Source organism: Clostridium sp. CTA-5 (assembly GCF_054768135.1).
This window is the reverse complement of record NZ_BAAAAT010000001.1, coordinates 50889-71393: the sequence shown is the minus strand read 5'-3', so window position 1 is coordinate 71393 and position 20505 is coordinate 50889. Positions and strand designations below refer to the sequence as shown.

Annotated in this window: 16 protein-coding genes and 1 riboswitch; of the genes, 5 read left to right on the top strand and 11 right to left on the bottom strand. The window is 26.7% G+C overall.

Features of this window, described 5'->3' with window-relative positions; genetic code table 11:
* Positions 1–172: 172 nt before the first annotated feature.
* The 8 genes from ade to ACYUET_RS00290 form a co-directional block, all read right to left on the bottom strand.
* Entirely contained in the window at positions 173–1918 is a 1746-nt protein-coding gene (ade, locus tag ACYUET_RS00325) for an adenine deaminase (protein WP_460277032.1), read from the bottom strand.
* Between the two features lie 71 nt (positions 1919–1989).
* A riboswitch (purine riboswitch) is annotated at positions 1990–2089 on the bottom strand.
* 161 nt (positions 2090–2250) lie between these two features.
* A complete protein-coding gene (locus tag ACYUET_RS00320; RefSeq protein ID WP_460277030.1) occupies positions 2251–2940 on the bottom strand; it encodes a hypothetical protein in 690 nt (229 codons plus the stop codon).
* A 4-nt stretch (positions 2941–2944) separates the two neighbouring features.
* A complete protein-coding gene (locus tag ACYUET_RS00315) occupies positions 2945–3394 on the bottom strand; it encodes a hypothetical protein (RefSeq protein ID WP_460277028.1) in 450 nt (149 codons plus the stop codon).
* A gap of 5 nt (positions 3395–3399) precedes the next feature.
* Positions 3400–7038: an AAA family ATPase gene (locus tag ACYUET_RS00310; protein WP_460277027.1), complete on the bottom strand. Its 3639-nt coding sequence runs from the start codon at positions 7036–7038 to the stop codon at positions 3400–3402.
* 532 nt (positions 7039–7570) lie between these two features.
* Positions 7571–7708, bottom strand: a complete 138-nt coding sequence (locus ACYUET_RS00305) for a hypothetical protein (RefSeq protein WP_460277026.1) — start codon at positions 7706–7708, stop codon at positions 7571–7573.
* Positions 7709–7878: 170 nt separating this feature from the next.
* Entirely contained in the window at positions 7879–8970 is a 1092-nt protein-coding gene (locus ACYUET_RS00300; protein WP_460277025.1) for an iron-containing alcohol dehydrogenase family protein, read from the bottom strand.
* Between the two features lie 723 nt (positions 8971–9693).
* Positions 9694–10563, bottom strand: a complete 870-nt coding sequence (locus ACYUET_RS00295; RefSeq protein WP_460277024.1) for a methionyl aminopeptidase — start codon at positions 10561–10563, stop codon at positions 9694–9696.
* 213 nt (positions 10564–10776) lie between these two features.
* Positions 10777–12219, bottom strand: coding sequence for a DEAD/DEAH box helicase (locus tag ACYUET_RS00290; RefSeq protein ID WP_460277023.1), 1443 nt, complete (start codon positions 12217–12219; stop codon positions 10777–10779).
* A gap of 498 nt (positions 12220–12717) precedes the next feature.
* On the opposite strand from ACYUET_RS00290, the gene ACYUET_RS00285 reads away from it, so the two are divergent.
* The 4 genes from ACYUET_RS00285 (at position 12718) to ACYUET_RS00270 (ending at position 16875) form a co-directional block, all read left to right on the top strand.
* Positions 12718–13860, top strand: coding sequence for a DEAD/DEAH box helicase (locus ACYUET_RS00285; protein WP_460277022.1), 1143 nt, complete (start codon positions 12718–12720; stop codon positions 13858–13860).
* 655 nt (positions 13861–14515) lie between these two features.
* Entirely contained in the window at positions 14516–15439 is a 924-nt protein-coding gene (locus ACYUET_RS00280) for a DMT family transporter (RefSeq protein WP_460277021.1), read from the top strand.
* Positions 15440–15583: 144 nt separating this feature from the next.
* Positions 15584–16162, top strand: coding sequence for a hypothetical protein (locus ACYUET_RS00275; RefSeq protein WP_460277019.1), 579 nt, complete (start codon positions 15584–15586; stop codon positions 16160–16162).
* Positions 16163–16473: 311 nt separating this feature from the next.
* Positions 16474–16875 carry a hemerythrin domain-containing protein gene (locus tag ACYUET_RS00270; protein WP_460277017.1) on the top strand — a complete coding sequence of 134 codons (402 nt, stop codon included), beginning with the start codon at positions 16474–16476 and terminating at the stop codon, positions 16873–16875.
* A 343-nt stretch (positions 16876–17218) separates the two neighbouring features.
* Here the strand turns inward: ACYUET_RS00270 and ACYUET_RS00265 are convergent, their stop codons facing one another.
* The 3 genes from ACYUET_RS00265 to ACYUET_RS00255 all read right to left on the bottom strand — a co-directional run bounded on the left by ACYUET_RS00265 (position 17219) and on the right by ACYUET_RS00255 (position 19835).
* A complete protein-coding gene (locus ACYUET_RS00265) occupies positions 17219–18142 on the bottom strand; it encodes a permease (RefSeq protein WP_460278216.1) in 924 nt (307 codons plus the stop codon).
* A 70-nt stretch (positions 18143–18212) separates the two neighbouring features.
* Positions 18213–18866, bottom strand: a complete 654-nt coding sequence (locus ACYUET_RS00260) for a GTP-binding protein (RefSeq protein ID WP_460277016.1) — start codon at positions 18864–18866, stop codon at positions 18213–18215.
* Between the two features lie 12 nt (positions 18867–18878).
* Positions 18879–19835, bottom strand: coding sequence for a GTP-binding protein (locus ACYUET_RS00255; protein WP_460277014.1), 957 nt, complete (start codon positions 19833–19835; stop codon positions 18879–18881).
* A 214-nt stretch (positions 19836–20049) separates the two neighbouring features.
* On the opposite strand from ACYUET_RS00255, the gene ACYUET_RS00250 reads away from it, so the two are divergent.
* Positions 20050–20439, top strand: coding sequence for a hypothetical protein (locus ACYUET_RS00250; RefSeq protein WP_460277013.1), 390 nt, complete (start codon positions 20050–20052; stop codon positions 20437–20439).
* Positions 20440–20505 lie beyond the last annotated feature (66 nt).

Genomic DNA, 20505 nt, shown 5'->3' with positions numbered 1-20505 from the left:
CTAGATTTTCGTAGGTTTCATGCTAAAAGCAAAGGGCAACATGTAAAATCCACTATTTTATATCATTATTTTTTACCTTCATTCTCATATAATGAATTTCATTATATGATTTGTTATTTTGCAGGAAATAATGAACATGTTCATTAAATAATAATTCTAGTGTAAAAAATTTTTAAACCTGAACTTTTATATGAGAAAATGTTTTAAATTCAAACAACCCCGTATCTGTTAACTTAATTTCTGGAATAACTGGTAAAGTTAAAAATGATAAAGTTAAAAAAGGATTAAAATCTGCTTCAAATCCTATTATACTTAAAGCTTGATTTAAACTATTAAGTTGCTTTTTAACCTCTAAATAACTATTTTCTGATATTAATCCTCCTATTGAAAGAGGTAGTGATGCTATAACTTCTTTACCTGAAACAATTGCAATTCCTCCATTCATCTTTTTAAGATGATCAACTGCTAAAAACATTTCTTCATCAGATGTTCCAATAACAACAATATTATGTGAATCATGAGCTACTGTTGTTGCAATTGCACCATTTTTTATACCAAATCCTTTGACAATTCCAAGTCCAATATTTCCTGTTTGATGATGTCTTTCTATTACAGCCATCTTTAATTGATCATTAGAAATGGATGTGATAAAAATTCCTTTATCTATATCAACTTTTTCGACCCTATGATATGTTATTAAACTATCAGGAATTATTTCTATTATATTACATAAATCAGAAGATAAAGGTATTTCAAAATTATTTTTTTCTAACTCTTTCATATTTATCTTCGGTAACTTAGATGCTAATTCTTTACTATTATCATTTATTTTAAATTCTTCTTTCTTTATTTCCCCATTATCAACAACACATTTTCCCTTTTTTAAAACCTTATCTATTGAAATACTCTGTAATTCATCTAATATTAATAAATCAGCCTGATATCCTGGTGCTATTGCTCCAAAACTACGAAGTCCAAAAAATTCTGCTGCATTAATTGTTACCATTTGAATTGCTGTAACTGGATCTAATCCTTCTTTTATTGCAAGCCTAACATTATGATCTACACTACCTTCTGCAATTAAATCATCAAGTAACTTATCATCTGTGACTAGCATACATCTTCTTGAATTTGTTGGAGTAACAACTTTTATTAGTTTTTTTAATTCTTTAGCTGCTGTTCCTTCCCTAATCATTAAATACATACCTAACTCTAAACGTTCCTTTGCTTCCTTTACATTTGCACATTCATGATCTGCATAAATTCCTGCTGATATATATACGTTTAGTTCTTCTTTACTAAGCCCTGTAGCATGTCCATCTATGACACTTCCATTTAAATGAGCATTGATAATTTTCTGTAACATTTCCTCATTTAAGTTCACTATTGATGAATAATCCATAAATTCTGCAAGTCCTAATACCCTTGGATGTGTGTAAAAAGGTTGTAAATCTTCTGCATCAAGTTTTGCTCCACTATTTTCAAAAGAAGTTGCTGGAACACATGAAGGAAGCATAATAAACACATCTAATGGCAATCCTTCTGATCCATTTAACATAAAATCAATTCCCTCTGTACCTGCAACATTTGCAAGTTCGTGAGGATCTGCCATTACTGTAGTAACACCATGTTGAACAAGAACCTTTGATAATTCATGTGGTGTTAACATTGTACTTTCTATATGCATATGGCCATCAATAAATCCAGGAACTATAACCTTATCCTGTGCATCTATAATTTCTTCTCCATCATACTGACCAATACCTGCTATAATCCCATCTACAATAGCTATATCACCTTCTGTAATATCTCCAGTAAAAACATTTAGTATTTTCCCATTTTTTACAATAGTATCTGCCTTTACCTCCTTACTAGCCACCTTAATTCTTTTCTTTAATAAATTCATATCAATTTTCATAAAGCACTTCCTCTCCAAAAATTACCAATTAAATTTTGTTTAAAATAAAAAATCCTGATTACAAAGAAAAAAAGATACATCTTTTTCTTTGTAATCAGGATTTTACGGTTCCTGGTAGATACCCTCAAACCATATTCTTGAGGTTATACAAATAATTTTTTCATTAATTTTTAAATTATTATAACTTATTATAAATACATTGTCAATTAATACAAAGATAAGCTAGTCAACAACATTTCTGTCTAGAGTTTTAATGGTTGAGACGAAAATTTACCTTTGAAATCCACCAATAAGTTTCATCTCATTCTGTTACTTTAAAAATTAGAATCTATCTACTTATTAGTTAACGTATAAGTATTTGATTCCCCTTCAGGAGTTCCATTGAAATAACTTGTTCCATTGATATCATACCTAACAGCATAAGTTATGCCACCGCCACCATCTTTTATTCCTTTTATTTGAACTTTACCTACCGATGGAACATTAATTTCTTTAGGTTTATGCTTAATCATAAAAGCATCTCCTATTGGAGAGCCATTTACAAGTACTTGTACATAGTCTCCATCTTCTGCTGCATAATCCCATACCCAAATTTTAGTATCCTCCGCATCAGATTTATGTGTGATTGTGTAATCTTTAGGTTCAGCATTTTCATCTTTTGATAATAAAATAGTTCCTGCTGAAACAGCTGTAGATTCTCCATTTTTCAATGCATTTTGTGCAGATTCAGAAGTATCTACTTTTGAAGTACCTGATAACGTAATTGCAATTATAGAAACAGCAATACATATTATTCCAAAGATTTTAAGAGGCTTATCAATTTGTTTTCTATTAGCTTTCTCATCAACTTCTCTTTCTGTATCTTCAAATCTGACATTTTCCTTATCATTAACATCAAGTTGTTCCTCATCAGACTGATTTCTAAAACTATTTGACTGTTCATCTGTATCATAATTCGTATTTAAATTAGTTTTAATATCCTTTTTAATGTTATTTTTAAAATTCTGTTGTTCATTACTCATAAATTTACCTCTCTTCAACATGCTTTACTGGCTTTAACTTAAAATAAATACACATTCCTATTCTACAAATAAATAATTGCACTATCATCAGAATGAAAAAGGTAACATGACGAGCATTGCTCTGTACCTCATATCCAAAGTTTAATATTGACTCTCCAATACAAAGAATTATTAGATTTACATAGAAAATCTTTGTAAATGAATATAACCAAGGAAATACTCTATACATTTTTCTAAGTGGTGGAATAAGTAAAGATAAACCAATAAATAATCCGCCAAAACCTATAAATGCAGCACTTGAATTCGGTCCAGCAAATCCAGAACCTCTTACAGCGCTAACATCCATTAAAAAAGCAATGGGCATAAAAATTAACAGAAGTAATACCAAAGACATTGGAAAAACAAAATAAACAGCAGCTACAGTATTTCCTAAAATTTTTTTTAAAGATTTCACCTAAATCACACCCTTTCTATATCAGTATCAACTATTGTAATCAATTCTTCTTTTGTTAAATCCATATCTGAACTTAAGCGCACTGCTTGATTATTCACTGCTTTTTCATACAGATTTCTCACATAACGCCCATTTCCAAATTGAGGTTCAAGCCTTACTGCATCAAATATATCTTTAAGCTTGTTTTTAGCTGATGAATGAATTTCATATCCATTATCTTCAAATAACATTTCAGCTATCTCTACTAATTGCTCTCCAGAATAATCTTCAAATTTTATTATATTAGGAAACCTTGATTTCAATCCGGCATTTATAAAAAGGAATTTATCCATATCATCACTATATCCAGCTAATATTACAACTAGTCTATCTCTATAATCATCCATAAGCTTTACTAATGTATCTATTGCTTCTTTTCCAAAATCGTTATCTCCACCTTGAGATAATGAATATGCTTCATCAATAAACAATACACCATCCATTGCTTCCATAATTTTTTCCCTTGTTTTAATTGCTGTTTGTCCCACATAACCTGCAACAAGTCCAGCTCTATCTATTTCTACAAGTTTACTTGTTTTAATTACACCCATATTATACAAAACTTCAGCTACTGTTCTTGCCATCATAGTCTTTCCAGTTCCAGGGTTCCCCTTAAAAATCATATGAAGAGTCTGTTTACTATCAACAGGAAGTCCAAGTTTTTTACGTTCATTTTGCATTCTAAGCCTTGCACTTAAACCACGTATATAATCTTTAACTTCTTCAAGACCTATTATTTTAGATAATTGATTCTCTAAATTGAAGTTATCCACTGATTTATTTTTAACTTCTATATCATCACTTATAATTATATTCATCTCAGCTACTGACACATCATTCATTGCAATTCTAGATGATTGTTTTCTCATTATTTCTTCAATATAATTTCTCACCATACGTCCATTTCCAGAATGTGCATTGGATTGTTTATGCAATTGAGAGATTTGTTCTTTCATAAGTGTATCTGCTCCATTATCTAATACAAAGCCTTTATCCTTAATCATCTTTAAACTTATTTCAAATAAATCATCTGCACTGTAATCTGGAAAATCAATCATAAGAGGAAATCTTGATTCAAGTCCAGAATTGCTCTTTAAGAAGTCTGACATTTCTTTCTTATAACCAGCAAGAATGACAATTATTTCTCCTCTACTATCTTCTATAAGTTTAACTAGTGTATCTATCGCTTCCTTTCCAAAGCTTCCACCATCATTAGCTAATGCATATGCTTCATCAATAAATAAAATGCCTCCTAAAGCAGACCTAAATACTTCTTCAGTTTTCTTAGCTGTCTGCCCTGCATACTCAGCTACTAGGCCACTGCGGTCAGTTTCTATTAAATGACCAGATTTTAAAAGTCCCATTTCTTTGAACATCTCTGCAACAATTCTTGCTATTGTTGTTTTCCCTGTTCCCGGATTACCACTGAAAATCATATTTAGAGCCTGTGATGCATCTATCATCATTCCTGCTTTTCTACGTTTTTCTTGTGCAATTAATAACTTATATTGAGTTCTAACAAAATCCTTAACATTTTCAAGACCAATAATCTTAGAAAGACTTGCTTCCAAATCAAACTTCCCTGTTTCTTCAAATTTAAAATCATCATAGGTTAATAAGTCCATTGCTGCAGTCTGATTAACTAATAGACGTTTGGATTGATTAAGTATAGAACTTTCTATAACATTTCTAACAAGACGACCATTTCCACTATCATTTCTGCCTTTAATTTGTTTCTTATCAAATAATTTTATAAGTGGATCTTTGCAATCTTCTGATACTTTATAGCCCTTTGATTTTGCTGTAATAAGCGAAATTTCATACATTTCTTCAGATGTATAATCCTCAAAATCAATTAGATTTGGAAAACGCGATTTTAAACCTGAATTAGTTTTTAAAAACTCTCCCATTTCATCTTTATATCCAGCTAAAATTACAACTAAATCATCTCTGTTATCTTCAATACCTTTAACCAATGTATCTATTGCCTCAAGTCCAAAAGCATCATGCTTATCTCTACAAAGTGCATAGGCTTCATCAATAAATAAAACTCCACCTAACGCAGATTTTATAGCGTCATTAGTTAATTTTGCTGTCTGTCCCACATATTGCCCCACAAGATCTGCCCTGGTGACTTCTCTTAATTGTCCTTGCGATAACACACCAAGTGCCTTTAGATATTTTGCAACTATACGTGCAATTGTAGTTTTACCTGTCCCAGGATTCCCAGTAAATATCATATGCATTGAAATATTTGCAGCCTTAAATCCAGCATTTTCACGTATTTTTTGGATTTTTAAATTATCTTCAAGACTTAAAACATACTGTTTTACAGATTCAAGCCCTATAACTTCTTTTACTTCCTTTCTTACATCATCAAGCCCAGACATGTTCTTTTGTGGTAAAACATCAGTTAATCTTATTAAATTATCATCAATTTGTGCTGAAAGTTTACCATCTATAACAGATAAAAATACGTTCTGATTATTTTTAATAATAATCTTAAGTTTAAGCTCCGCCAATGGCTTGTATATATTAGAATCAATGTACTTTTCCAGACCATTTATTCCAGATACACTTCTATAATTTGATACAATCACCTGAGAAACAGTATTATCACACTGTAAAACTATTGAGAGATTTTCACTACATTTTCTCTTATTTTTTCCAATTAATTTTTCTGCTATTTTATTTAATTCATCACAACTAAAGTTTTCAGTATGAAGTATATCACCTACACATTCCATAAACTTTGCTCCAAAGGTATTCATTACATCCTTCTCGGACTTTTCTGAAGGAAAAACAAAATACTTGTTATTAGAACTTATCTCACTTATTGAGTCTTGCAGAAGCATTCCATTTGCCTCAACAAGATTATTATTCTGAAATACATATCTTGAGCTAAGAGTATATTTTCCAGTAGTTGTTAAAGTTTCTATTACATCAATAATACTAGAATGACACTTGTCAAAATTATCAAAAATTACGATGTCAGACTCACCATACAACGCTTTATATAAATCTGATAAAAATATCTGAAATTCTGAAACAGTAGCATATAAAGAAAGGTCTATAGTCGACATAACATCACTGCTAATTATTTTACTTTGTTTAAGAAGTCCTGAAATAAAAGATATACTGCTATGCTTCCCTGTACCTTTATTTCCAAGAATAAAAATAACATTTTTAGGCTTCAAATTATCATATCCTGTTACAAAAGGACGCTTAAATGCTATGCAGAGATTATCTAAATAATCTGCTTGTCCTATAATTAAGTTTCCTATTTCTCTTCTAACAATATTAAACATATCTGATATATTGTTGCTATTTACTTTTGAAGTATCTTTATGTTGATATGCTGCTGTATTTATATTCTGTTCTGCATTTGCTCTATTAGTAAAAGTCTGTTTAATACGATTATTCATGCTTATATGATTATCTCTTGAATATGAACTTTCTTGGCTATATTTCTGACTCATATTTTGAGTTTGCTTTTGCCTTTTATTTTCACTAGGTCTTACTATAAAACCATGCTCCTTAATAACTTCAATTATCTGAAGCTCTGGAAAAATAAATTTAAATATATCATTTCCACTAAATTTCACTTGTTTTACCCCCGCTTATTTAATTTACTTTCTTCAATATCTATATCAAGCGTTTTTATATTATTAATATTTTCTATCTAAAAGTAATATACTTCTTCAATTCTCTCATCAGTACATAATTATATATATTCATCCATAATTAGTATAATTGTCCAGTGAGTTATTTGTCAATAAAACACATTAATACCAAAAACTCATTTTGAGCCTTATTGATTTTAATCTAACCAAATACTCCATACTCAAATTTTAACGCAAATCCCATTTGTCTAATGTACGCATAAAAGAATCAACACATAGCAGAAGTATAATTTATAATTTTAAGTACTTTTATTAAAGCGATAACTTAGTTATTATTTTTCTTATTAAATTTCATGACTTTGATTGATATATACTCTACTATATTAATAACACAACTGTAACAACAAAAAACACGACTATGTGTAATCAGATATTTAAGCTACATTACACATAGTCGTGGATTTTATGGTGGAGGCGAAGCACCACCAGCCCCCACTACATTCTTAAAATAATCTTACTTTTCTAATTCTTTTCTTAATGTCTTAATAAATCTAGCTACATATTTAGCAGTATGTTCTTCATCTTTTCCTTCTGGAAACATCTTATTGTTTATTAAAGCTACTATAATATCCTTTATTTGTTCATCTTCCATATAAAAAACTCCTTAATATTAATAACTTATATATTAATAAAACTTTACTAAGATAAGTACTTATATAATATATTTATACCAATCTAAAATAAATGTTCTAAAATTATTCTTACTGCAAAACAATCAATTTCATAAAAAGGAGATCTTTATTAATAAAATAAATTTCTATATTACTTTAATGATTTTCCATAATCATCAGTATCTAAAATTGCCTTAACAAACTTTTCCTTTGTTATTTCATAAGGAGCACATGTCCATTCAGTAACTGTTGAAGCCTTCTGAGCCATTACTTTTACATCATTCTTAGTTATATTAATATCATCAAGACATAAAGGTAATCCTACAGATTTATTGAATTCTGCAATCTTTTTTCTTTCTTCAAACTGCTCATCATAAGTAAGAAGACATAAAACACCAAATGCAACTATTTCACCATGAAGATGTGAAGCCGCTTTAGGAACCATTGTAGCTCCATAATATACACAATGAGCCAAACTGCTATTATAGTAATACTCGCCTTTTTTCGAAGTCATATTAGATACAATTCCAGTTGAAATTATTATATCTAATGCAACCTGTTCTAATTCAAATGTTACCATATTATTTTTACAACTATCCAATGCTTTTTTGCCATATTCTATTAATGGTAAACCACAGGCTTTACTTAAATTTGCACCCATAAGTGGTGAATGAGATAAATTTTCTTTTCTTGCTGCTAAAAGAACTTCATATTCTTTAGATAAAGCATCTCCAATACCTGCAAAAAGTAATGAAACCGGTGCTTCAGCAATTATTTTTGTATTTATGAATGTATGATCTGCTGGTGTCTTTGGATAATAATATTCCCTAAATGTATCATCAGTATTATATATCACTGAAATACATGTACACGCTGCACAATTAGACGCAATAGTCGGAAATGAAAAAAGAGGTTTATTTAATTTATCACTTACAACCTTGCAGGTATCTATAGCTCTTCCTCCTCCTACTGCATAAATCATATCTGCATTTTTTACATTTTCATTATTTATCAATATATCTACATTTTCATAAGAAGAATTCCCCCCATACCATACAAAGTCAATTATTCTTACTTCTGAATTCTTTATACCCTCTAATAATACATCTTTTGATTTTAATATTGCAGTTTTGCCCCCAATTACCACTGCCTTTTTTCCATACCTTCCAGTAATAGCTGAAACTGCTTTATAGGACTCTTCCCCAACAGTATAGTTTGGTAAAAATTGATTAGAATATTTCATTTTTGTTTCCCCCTGTTTTATTGCTTATTATTTTTATATAAAATAAAAAAAGCTTCATCTCTAAATGAGACAAAACTTATTATTCTGCGGTACCACTCAATTTGCTGATAATCTCAGCCACTTTAACACATACAAATTATACTTTAATTGTATGTAACACTATAACGTATGTCAGACGTTCTTACTTACTTTAGGTACATTCAAAAAAATAATGGAACAGTATGCTAGTCTATTTTGCATCAGTAAATTTAGCTAATAGCCCCCCTATTAACTGAATTTGCTTCCTTGTCTTACACAGAATATACAAACACCTCTTTGATCTATTATTTTATTTCCTATCCCTTAATTAATTTCAGTAGACTGTTCATGGGTGATTTTCTAAATATATATATTATACCTCTTTTCAGCATATCTAAGGCTCTCTGTAATAAATTTATACTTATACTCTTCCCAATCAATACATTTTCTGTATTTATTAGATATATTATACAACCAAATTTAGTTTTGTCAATATCATTTAATAATAATTTTTAATATTTAAAATAGAAGCCATTCTAACGCTTAATGAACAATTAACAATCTCTTAATAACCTTAGATTTTATCAGTCTTCTAAACTTTAAAATTTTTATACAAATAAAAAATACTACCCCATATTTAAAAAACATAAGATAGTATTTCATTTCACAATTATATAAACATTTTGATTATTAAATATCCTGTAATTATTTAGCTAAAATTTCAATTCCAGTTTCAGTTATTAAAACTGTATGTTCCCATTGAGCTGATAATGAATCATCTTCAGTATATATAGTCCATTCATTTTCTGCATCAACATATACTTCATATCCTCCAGCATTAACCATTGGTTCTACTGTTAAGACCATACCTGGTACTAAAACCATGTCTGTTCCCTTTTTTCCTATATGAGGTACAAAAGGTTCTTCGTGGAATTGGTTTCCTACTCCATGTCCTCCTAAAGCTCTAACTATTGTATAACCATTTTTATGAGCTACTTCTTGACAAGCTGCTCCGATATCTCCTAAGTGTCCCCAAGGTTTTATAGCTTTTACCCCAGCTTCCATACACTCTTTAGCTACTTCAACTAATTTTTTAGCTTCTTCGCTAACTTCTCCTATCATAAACATTCTTGATGCATCTGAATAATATCCATTAAGAATTGTTGATACATCTACATTTACAATATCTCCTTCTTTAAGAATTATCTTTTCATCTGGTATACCATGACATACTTCATTATTAATTGAAGTACATACACTCTTTGGGAAACCTTCAAAATTTAAAGGTGCAGGTATTGCACCATGTTCTACTGTATAATCATAAACTAATTTATCTATGTCAGCCGTAGACATTCCTGCTTTTATTTTACTTGCAACTAAATCTAAAACTCCATTGTTAACTTCTGAACTCTTTCTTATTCCTTCGATGTCCTCTTGACTTTTTATTATATCTCTATCAGGAACTATTTCACCTTTTAATCTTAAACTTTCTAGTTTTTCATCAAATTCCAAGTGACATCTTTTATATTTTAATCCACTGCCACACCAACATTTAGCATTTCTATTTGAAAGCATTTTTACTACACCTCTTTACTATATTTCATTTTTATGACTATTATTAAAAATATATTTTTATAATTAATCTTCTCTATTATATTATGCTATATTTTAAATAAATTTTCCTATCCATGGGCTTTATATTCAAATATCAACACAGTTTTAAAACATAGCTTTATATTGAAAATCATAAAAATGGTTTTATTATATATATTTTACCACAATTTCTTTTTAGTTTCTTGCTTTTTCACATCTAAGCTTCTTACCTTTAATTGTTGTAGTTTTTAAAGCATTAATAACAATGTTACCTTTTCCATTCAGTATATCAACATATGAACCCATATCTTGAACATCAATTATTCCAACATCTTCTCCATTTACTCCTGATATTTTAGTGATTGCTCCAACTATATCCCCTGGACGAATCTTTTTTTTCTTTCCTCCATTTAAATATATTTTCATTATATTCTTATTTATGACCTTAGCTTTTTCTGTTTTCTTCTTAGGTCTTGTTTTTAAAAATTCTATCTCACTTTTTAAATTTTTATCCACTTCTTCTTTAGTTGGAATTTCTTTAACTTCTATATTAAAACCAATAAATTCTTCAATCTGATTTAAATATCTATCTCCTTCATTTTTGCAAAAAGTTAATGCTTTCCCCTTTGCACCAGCACGTCCTGTTCTTCCTATTCTATGTACATATGCTTCCTTTTCTACTGGAATATCAAAGTTTATCACATGAGTTATTCCCTCGATATCAATTCCCCTTGAGGCTATATCAGTTGCTATTAATATTCTAAAGTTTCCTTTTCTAAACTCCTCCATAGCATTAAGTCTTTCTTTTTGAAGCATTCCACCATGGATTTTTCCAATAGAATAATTCTTATCTTTTAAATAATCAAATACCTTATCTACATTTTCTTTTGTTCTACAAAATACAACTCCTGTTTCAGGTCTTTCATATATAAGTAAGTTATTTAATGTTTCTAATTTTTCATCATGTTCTACATAATAAATATAGTGATCTATTTTATCTGTTATTAATTTTTGAGCCTTTATCTCTATATTTACTGGTTTTTTCATATGTTTATCACATAATTCTTTTATCTCATCTGAAATAGTAGCCGAAAATAATAAAGTAATCCTATTTTTAGGTATTCTTCTTATTACACCCTCTACTTGTCTTATGAATCCCATATTAAACATTTCATCAGCTTCATCTATAACAAAATATTTGATTTTCGATACATCAAGACTTCCTCTATCTATATGGTCTAATATTCTTCCTGGAGTACCAACAACAACATGAGTTTTTTGTTTTAACTTTTTTTCTTGCTCTATAATTGATTGTTTACCAAATACGGCAACTGAATTTATTCTCTTAAATCTTCCTATATTACATATATCCTCATTCACCTGAACTGCAAGTTCCCTAGTTGGTGTAAGCACTAATACTTGTGCATTATTTTCATCCCAATCTATTTTTTCACATAATGGTATACCAAATGCTGCTGTCTTACCACTACCTGTTTGAGATTTAACTACTAAATCTTTATTTCTAAGTATTTCAGGTATTACTTTTTCTTGTACTTCTGATGGTTTTTTATATCCTAAGCTTTCGATAGATTTTAAAATTTCATCACTAAGCTCAAATTTTTCAAATTCTTTATTCATTCTTTAAAATTCTCCTCATTTAATCATAATTAAGATTGCTCTATAAAAATTCGTTTTATACATAAACTATATATAAATTAGTATAATCTTCATTTATTCTTTATAAACAAATTTACAACTCTAAAATTAAGTTTTAATATTATTTTAACTAAAACTATCATTTAAAATAATATTCATTTTAAATATAGCCTAAAGTAAATATTTTATAGTTAAATATATTATCGCTATCCCCTAATAAAATAACTAATATATCATAGTTTTAAAAATATAATATTATATCTATTAAATACGCAATTAGTAATACTACTATTTCTTTTATTATTTGTGTTTAAAAATATTATATTTTTACATATTAAAGTATAACTTTAATAATACACCTCAACTATATGATTATATCCTACATATACAAGTTTAACTAGAAAAATAAATGTTTTAAGTATATAATTAAGCGTATTAACTATTTTTAAGTAAATTTTAAGCAAAGGAGAATTTTTTTATATGAACACTTCATTTAAAGATTTAAATTTAAGTTTAGATATAATAAAAGGGTTAGAAAAACAAGGAATAACAGTTCCTACTGAAATACAAGCAGTTACAATTGAACCAGCTTTAGAAAATAGAGACATTATAGGTGAAGCTTTTACTGGAAGCGGTAAAACTCTTGCTTATGTTCTTCCTATATTTCAAAGAATAAATACTGAAAAAAAAGAAATGCAAGCTATAATATTAGCACCAACACATGAATTAGTTATGCAAATAGATGCACAAATAAAATTACTTTCAACTAATTCAGGAATTCCTGTAAAATCAATGGGGATAATTGGTGATGTTAATATTAATAATCAAATAAAAAAACTTAAGGAGAATAAACCACATATAATTGTAGGTTCAACAGGAAGAGTGCTTGACCTTATAAGAAAGAAGAAAATAACCGCTCATACAATAAAAACAATAGTTATAGATGAAGCCGATAATCTTTTAGACCCTAAGAGATCATCTATTGTTAAAGATGTAATAAAAACAACTATGAGAGATAGACAGCTTATGGCTTTCTCTGCTTCTATAAGAAAAGAAACCCTTGAAACGGCTAAGGAATTAATGAAAGAACCTTTAGTATTAAAATCTGAAGTTAAAGCTTCCGTTAATCCTAATATTTCACATATATATGTAAAATGTGATAGAAGAGATAAATTTGAAGTTCTTAGAAAAATTATTGCAGCTGAAAATCCTGCAAAAGCTTTAGTATTTGTTAATAGTAATGAAGATATTGAATTAACTACATTAAAACTTAATTATCACAGTAAAGATTGCTTTGCTATGAGTGGAAACATATCTAAAGAGGAAAGAAAAAAAGCTATTGATAGTTTTAGAAATGGTAAGATTAAAATATTAGTTTCATCTGATATATCAGCTAGAGGTCTTGATATTCCAGATATAACTCATGTATTTAATCTTGATCTTCCATTAAAACTTAATGAATACTTACATAGATCTGGTAGAACTGCAAGAGGAAACGCAGATGGTACTTGTATTTGTTTAGCTACAGACAAACAAATTAATATAATTAAAAAATATGAAAAAGAATTTAATATTAATTTTGAAGAAAAAAGAGTTTATAAAGGTGTATTAGAAAGTATCTAGGTTCCATTAAAGTTTCTTCATTGATATAAATACAGCAAGAAACTTATATAGAATATTTGCTATATCCATTAATAATTCTAATAAATAAAAAATTTTAATTATATGAAAAGTCTAATTTTAGATATGTAAACACTATTCTAAAATTAGACTTTCTATTTTATATTAACGTATATTTAAAAATAATAAACTAATACGTTTATATATTGTGTAGGATACTTTATAGACAAAATTAATAATATGTTATTATTAACTAATTTTTTCTTCTTGTATAAAATATATGATATCTTTTGATTCATTATTTTTATAGATTTACACTATTTAACCACTAATGTATAATCTTTTATAAAGTATATATGTTGCAATAAAAATTATTTAATATATATGTTCTAATTAAGTTATTACATTTATAATCTTTTATATAATTTTTATAGAAAATTATATCTTTAATTAATAATATCTAGTTAGAAGCATATATATCATAAATTTTCTATATAAGTTCCTCACTATACTGGAATGTCATAACATTTATAAATATTTTAAGATTTATATTAATGAACAAACTTTATTGGAACTTATATAAATTAAAGAACTGTATAATATTTTGTTGCACATTAAATTTTCAACATATGTATAATAAAAAAATGGAGGTGATTTAATGAAAAACAAAAATTTATTTTTAAATCTATTAGCACTATTTACAGTAATAGTTTGGGGAAATACATTAGTATCAACAAAAATATTGCTTAATACTTTTGATCCCTCTCAAATCATGTTTCTTAGATTTTTAATAGCATATATAATGCTTATTATTATTTATCCTAAATTCCATAAGATAGAATCATTTAAGAAAGAATTAATGTTTTTAGTTAGTGGAATAACTGGAGGATCCCTTTACTTTATCACTGAAAATACAGCACTGATATATTCTCTTACTTCAAATGTAGCTTTAATTCTTGCAACTGCACCTATTCTTACAGCATTTATGGCACATTTTTTCACTAATGGTGAAGAACTAAATAAGAATATTTTTATTGGTTTTATAATTGCAATATATGGTGTTTTTTTAGTTATTTTTAATGGTAACTTCATTTTAAAATTAAACCCTTTAGGCGACATATTAGCCTTTGGTGCTGCTTTATGTTGGGCTATTTATTCTGTAACTTTAAAGAAAATAATTAATAATTATAATTCCATATACATAACTAGAAAAGTATTTTTTTATGCCTTAATTACAATCTTGCCAATTGTATTAACTTCAAAAAACAAAATAATTATTAAGGACTTATTTAAATTTGAAAATAGTTTTAATTTATTATTTTTAGGAATAATAGCTTCTGGAATATGTTATGTAACATGGAACTACACTGTAGACAAGCTAGGTGTAATCAAAACTAATAATTATATCTATTTAATTCCTGCAATAACAATGGTTAGTTCTTTTTTCATACTTCATGAAAAGATTACAACATATTCTGTTATAGGTGCTATATTAATACTTCTTGGAGTGTATTATTGTGAACATGATTTTAAAATACCTTTTTCTTTAAATACTCAAAGTTCTAAAAAGATTAAATTATAATTTAATCTTTATTACGATTTTATTAAATTGACTTTATAAGTATAAAATGATGTTATAATCTAATGAAGAAATTGTTTTATTTCAATTCATTAGATATATTACTAAAATTACACTTATAAATTTAGTAATTTAGGGGGAAAGATTATGAAAAAAAAGGTTATTACACTTCTATTAGTTGCAATATTATCTACTACAACTTTAATTTCTTGTGGTGGTAATAAACAAAATGCTAATAATACTAACTCAACTACTGAACAAACTCAAGTAAATGGTGAAGAAAAAGAACCTGAACCAGTACCTGAGCCTGCTACTCCTGGAGATGTTGAAACTCCTACTGTAGAAGTAAAAAAAGTAGTTAGTATTTCTGACTTAAAGGAAAAAGATTCAAAAGCAATTAGTAAACTTTTAGGAGAACCTAAAAATACTGAAGATATTAAGTCTACTTATCAAAAAGATAATTATAACTTTGAAATAACTTATGTTGATTCAAAATCTGCGATCATTAAGATAACACCTATAAAAACTATGAGATATCCTAATGATGGTATTAATATATTAAATGTATTAGGCATTAATGCAGATACTCCAGACGTAACTGCTCCTATTGGACTTATCTGGAATAATAAATTTGATACATTTAAAATAACAGTAGCTTCAGATGCTAAAGTTGAAAATAAACTTAGTTATATTGAAATTATTTTAGATGAAAAATATGCTCAATAATATAAAAATTAATTATGTATAATTAATTTTTATATATTTTATATGTTTATTATAAAAGAGTAGGTTAAAATAAATTTTTAATTGTTTTAGCCCACTCTTTTTTGCATAAATATACTTAAATTTTTATAAACATACTAAACTTTTTATTTAAAAACTTATATTTTCTACTATTTACGACTAAATTTCTCATGTATTTTACTTATTTGAAATATTTACTTTAATAAAATTAAATATTTATTTGTGTTTAAATGTATATTTATTGTATAATTTATATAATAACAGATATATTATATAAATAGGAGGACTATCTTATGATCAAATGGGATGACAACCTAAAAATTGGAATAAAAATTATAGACGATCATCATAAATATCTCTTTGATCTATGTAGATCACTTGAAATGCTTTTAGAAAAACCTATAGGTGTTTATAAAGTAGATGACGCTATTAAAATAATTTGTGATTTTAGAGAGTTTTTAACTTTTCATTTTTATTATGAAGAAATTTATTTAAAGAAACTTAATGTTTCTGATTTAGAGGAACACTTATTAGAACATGAGGAATTTAAAAATCAAATTATAAATATAAATATAAAGAATATCTATAAGGAAAACTATAATGAACTAAAATCACTCTTAAATTTATCATATGGTTTAGTATTCAGTCACATGTCAGATAAAGATTTTAAGCTCAAAAATTTAATTAATAAATAATTTTTTATATAATAAGGTGAGTTAATATATTCTATTAAAATAAATAACAACACCTTATTATTTATTTTTTCTGTTATATTTTAAAATAGTGTTAATATTGTAAGTATCAACAAAGTTATTAGTCTCAGTGAAACTTGCTTTCAACTGAGGGTTACAAATTATTATCCAGGAGCGTGTAGATGTTATAAAGTCATAAATGCTAGATATCTGATAAAACTCATAAACAGATAAATTTACTTAAAACATAGCGATTTTTTTAATCTATTTTTATAGTAATATCATAATTAATAACTTATAAGTTATTAATAAGCCAAAAAATGTAATTTAGAATTTAAATCTATATTTATAAACCTGATATTACAAATATATATCCAAGTGTTCCAATTACTAAAGTAATGATTAGTGATAGTTTTAATACAAAACCTTTTTTAAATGTTCCACATAACATCATAAGATTTTTAATGTCAAGCATAGGTCCCATAATTAAAAACACAGCTACACTACTAAAGGAATATTGATTAAGTAGACTTCTTCCTATAAAAGCATCCGCTTCTGAACATATAGAAAGAATAAATGCTAAAACCATCATAAATATTATAGATAATATTTTCCCATTTCCAATACTATTAAACTTATCAGTAGATATTACTACTTGAAATCCTGTTGCTATAAAAGTTCCAGCTAAAAGATAAATCAATATATCGAAAAATTCTTTACTTGCATGTTCTAACACTAATTTCAATCTATTTGTGTTTTTATCAATAGAAAAATTACTATTACATCCACAATTACAATAAGACCTATTTTCTATTAAATAATCTAATCTTAAATAATTTTTTCTCCCCTGAAGTAAACTTGCAATAATTCCTATTGAAATTGCTGCAACTATCCCACCAACAACTCTAATAATCACCATTGAGGGTACATCATAAAATGCAGTGTAAGTTGACATTATAACCACAGGATTTATTATAGGTACTGCTAACATAAATGTTATAGCAAATCCTAATGGTACACCCTTTTTTATAAGTGCTCTAGTTATTGGAATTATTGCACATTCACATACTGGAAAAATCAAACCTATTAAAGCTGCTCCAAAATACCCAATCACATTATTTTTAGGTATGATCTTAGTTATAGTCTCATTTGATATATATATCTGCATTACTGCAGAAACAATAGCACCTAAAATAATAAAAGGAATTGCTTCTAGTATTATATGTGTGAATATATGATAAAAATTTTGCATTTTTTCTTTATCATCAATGCCTAATTTATATAATATAATACTTGCAGAAAAAACAATAAGCACCAATAGCCAAAAACCTCTTCTTCTATTATTCACTCTTTTTTCTCCTTAAAATGTTATTGGATTTTCCTAATTTAATTTTTATCCTTTTAAATATATTATTATTTAGTACTTTATTTTCTATAAGAGATGCATTAAATAAGTATTTATTTTTTACTTCCAAAATAAAAGCGCTTGGATTTAAATTATTTATTATTTTTAGTATATTTTCTCTTTCTTTGTCATTACAATACTCTATATTATTTAAAACTAAAATATTTGAATATTCTATAAATGGAACTAAAAAGTTTCCCATATTTTTTATATATAACTCTAAATTTTTGCTATCTCCAATAAAATATATTGTTTCAACTCTAATACATTTTTTATTTTCTCTTTCATTCATTATTTTAAATAAATCTTCTATATTAAAAGTTCCATTAAATTCTATAATTATACGATTAGGATAATTTTCTTTTATTAATGTTAGCATTTTATCATTTAGTTCATTTAAGTCATTTAAATAAATTACTTCTATTAAATTTTCATTTATTAGACTTTTATCTATATTACTTTGTCCTTTTTCTAATTGTATTACAATAATTTTTTCTCCATCTACATAACTCTCTTTTACTAATGAATTTATAAAGCTTGTCTTACCAGCACCTAAAAAACCTGTTACGATCTCTATTTCTGTTTTCATTTTAATACCACCTTAGCTAAATAATCTAACTAATTCTTTTTTGTTTAAATTGCTTCCAATTATAGAAATCACTCTTTTATTTGCCCATTTTATTTTTCTACTTTGAAATTCATTTGGTACATAATCAAATTGATAGTACCCCTCATTTATAACTTCAACTATACCTTTGGCTCTTATTATATTTCCATATTCTTTATTCTCTTCAATAATCTTGAATTTAGTTCGTAGTTCTTCCTCACTCATCTTATCATTTAGATCTATAGGATAACTTTCAAAAAACTCTTTAGCCGAATGACTAATTTCTCTTCTAAATGCTGAATGTTTAGCTATTTTATTGATTATGAATTCATTTTCATTATAAGTTTTTTTAGGTTTAATTTTATATATTTCTTTCCATTCATCAGAACTTATATTATCCCATGATTTATAAATAATTGGAGCCTTAACATTAAGTTTGTTAAGAGAATTTACTACTAAATCTATTTCACTACTATTTACTAATTGGCATCTACTTAGCACTAATGTGCTAGCATTTTTTATTTGATCTTTATAAAAATCACTAAAATTTTTTATATACATATTGTATCTTTGTATATCTATTACTGTAATTATATTATTAATTACAAATTTTTCTTTAAACTTACTATTATCAAGAATTTTTAATATTTCACTCAGTTTAGCTACCCCTGAAGGTTCAATAATAATGTTTTCTGGACTATATTTTTCTATAACCTCTATTATTGCATCTGTAAAATTTCCAGTTACTTGACAGCAAATGCATCCTGCATTTATTTCCTTTATCTCAATTTCTGTTTCTCTTAATATAGATCCATCTATTCCTACTTCACCAAATTCATTTTCTATTATAACTGTATTTTTACCATAAATTTTTTCTTTCAATAATTTTTTAATTAACATTGTTTTTCCAGCACCTAAAAATCCTGAAAATATATCAATTTTACTCACCATAAAGCTCACCCTCCTATTCTATTAAAAATAATACTCTATATATTTATTTATAATAAAACTCCTATAAATATTACTTAATTTTATTATTTATATATATAATGTGTTTTTCCATATATATTTTTATAAATATTGCCAATTTTTTATTATTATGTTATATTAATTAAGGTATCTTATATTAACGTTTAATAATTAATGAAAGCTTAGGAGTGATTTTATGTATGATGTAGATGATTTTTTTAATCAAGCAGAACATAGGATGTATATAAAATATGAATCTTTTTATCTTACACCTAAAATTTTTTGTTTTTTATGTGAAGCTAAGAGTATATATAATATGATTGAAGCAGCGAAATCAAATAGACCTGCAATTGAAGGCGTTATTCCTGAAATAGAAAATTTTTTTGAAGGTGGTATGCCTGAAGATATGTTTAAGCAAATGATTGGTCGTATGGTTAAATTTATAATTAGAGATTTTGGATGTTTTCCTCTTGATAAAATTCCTACTCTTAAAAGAAAAAATACTATTTTTAAATCTGGATTAAAATATCATTATGATGAATCTCGTGCAATAAGAAAAATTAAAGTTAAATATGAGATTATATAATTAAATAATAAGAAAATTATAATATTTTTCTATTATGCAATTATGCTTTTCTTAATATTATTTTAA

Bases quoted from the DNA above. Each gene is read 5' to 3' on its own strand.
- ACYUET_RS00275 (WP_460277019.1), top strand. From the start codon at position 15,584: ATGAAAAAAAAGGTTATTACACTTCTATTAGTTGCAATATTATCTACT.
- ACYUET_RS00295 (WP_460277024.1), bottom strand. From the start codon at position 10,563: ATGCTTTCAAATAGAAATGCTAAATGTTGGTGTGGCAGTGGATTAAAA.
- ACYUET_RS00270 (WP_460277017.1), top strand. From the start codon at position 16,474: ATGATCAAATGGGATGACAACCTAAAAATTGGAATAAAAATTATAGAC.
- ade (WP_460277032.1), bottom strand. From the start codon at position 1,918: ATGAAAATTGATATGAATTTATTAAAGAAAAGAATTAAGGTGGCTAGT.
- ACYUET_RS00255 (WP_460277014.1), bottom strand. From the start codon at position 19,835: ATGGTGAGTAAAATTGATATATTTTCAGGATTTTTAGGTGCTGGAAAA.
- ACYUET_RS00300 (WP_460277025.1), bottom strand. From the start codon at position 8,970: ATGAAATATTCTAATCAATTTTTACCAAACTATACTGTTGGGGAAGAG.
- ACYUET_RS00320 (WP_460277030.1), bottom strand. From the start codon at position 2,940: ATGAGTAATGAACAACAGAATTTTAAAAATAACATTAAAAAGGATATT.
- ACYUET_RS00285 (WP_460277022.1), top strand. From the start codon at position 12,718: ATGAACACTTCATTTAAAGATTTAAATTTAAGTTTAGATATAATAAAA.
- ACYUET_RS00280 (WP_460277021.1), top strand. From the start codon at position 14,516: ATGAAAAACAAAAATTTATTTTTAAATCTATTAGCACTATTTACAGTA.
- ACYUET_RS00250 (WP_460277013.1), top strand. From the start codon at position 20,050: ATGTATGATGTAGATGATTTTTTTAATCAAGCAGAACATAGGATGTAT.
- ACYUET_RS00305 (WP_460277026.1), bottom strand. From the start codon at position 7,708: ATGGAAGATGAACAAATAAAGGATATTATAGTAGCTTTAATAAACAAT.
- ACYUET_RS00260 (WP_460277016.1), bottom strand. From the start codon at position 18,866: ATGAAAACAGAAATAGAGATCGTAACAGGTTTTTTAGGTGCTGGTAAG.
- ACYUET_RS00290 (WP_460277023.1), bottom strand. From the start codon at position 12,219: ATGAATAAAGAATTTGAAAAATTTGAGCTTAGTGATGAAATTTTAAAA.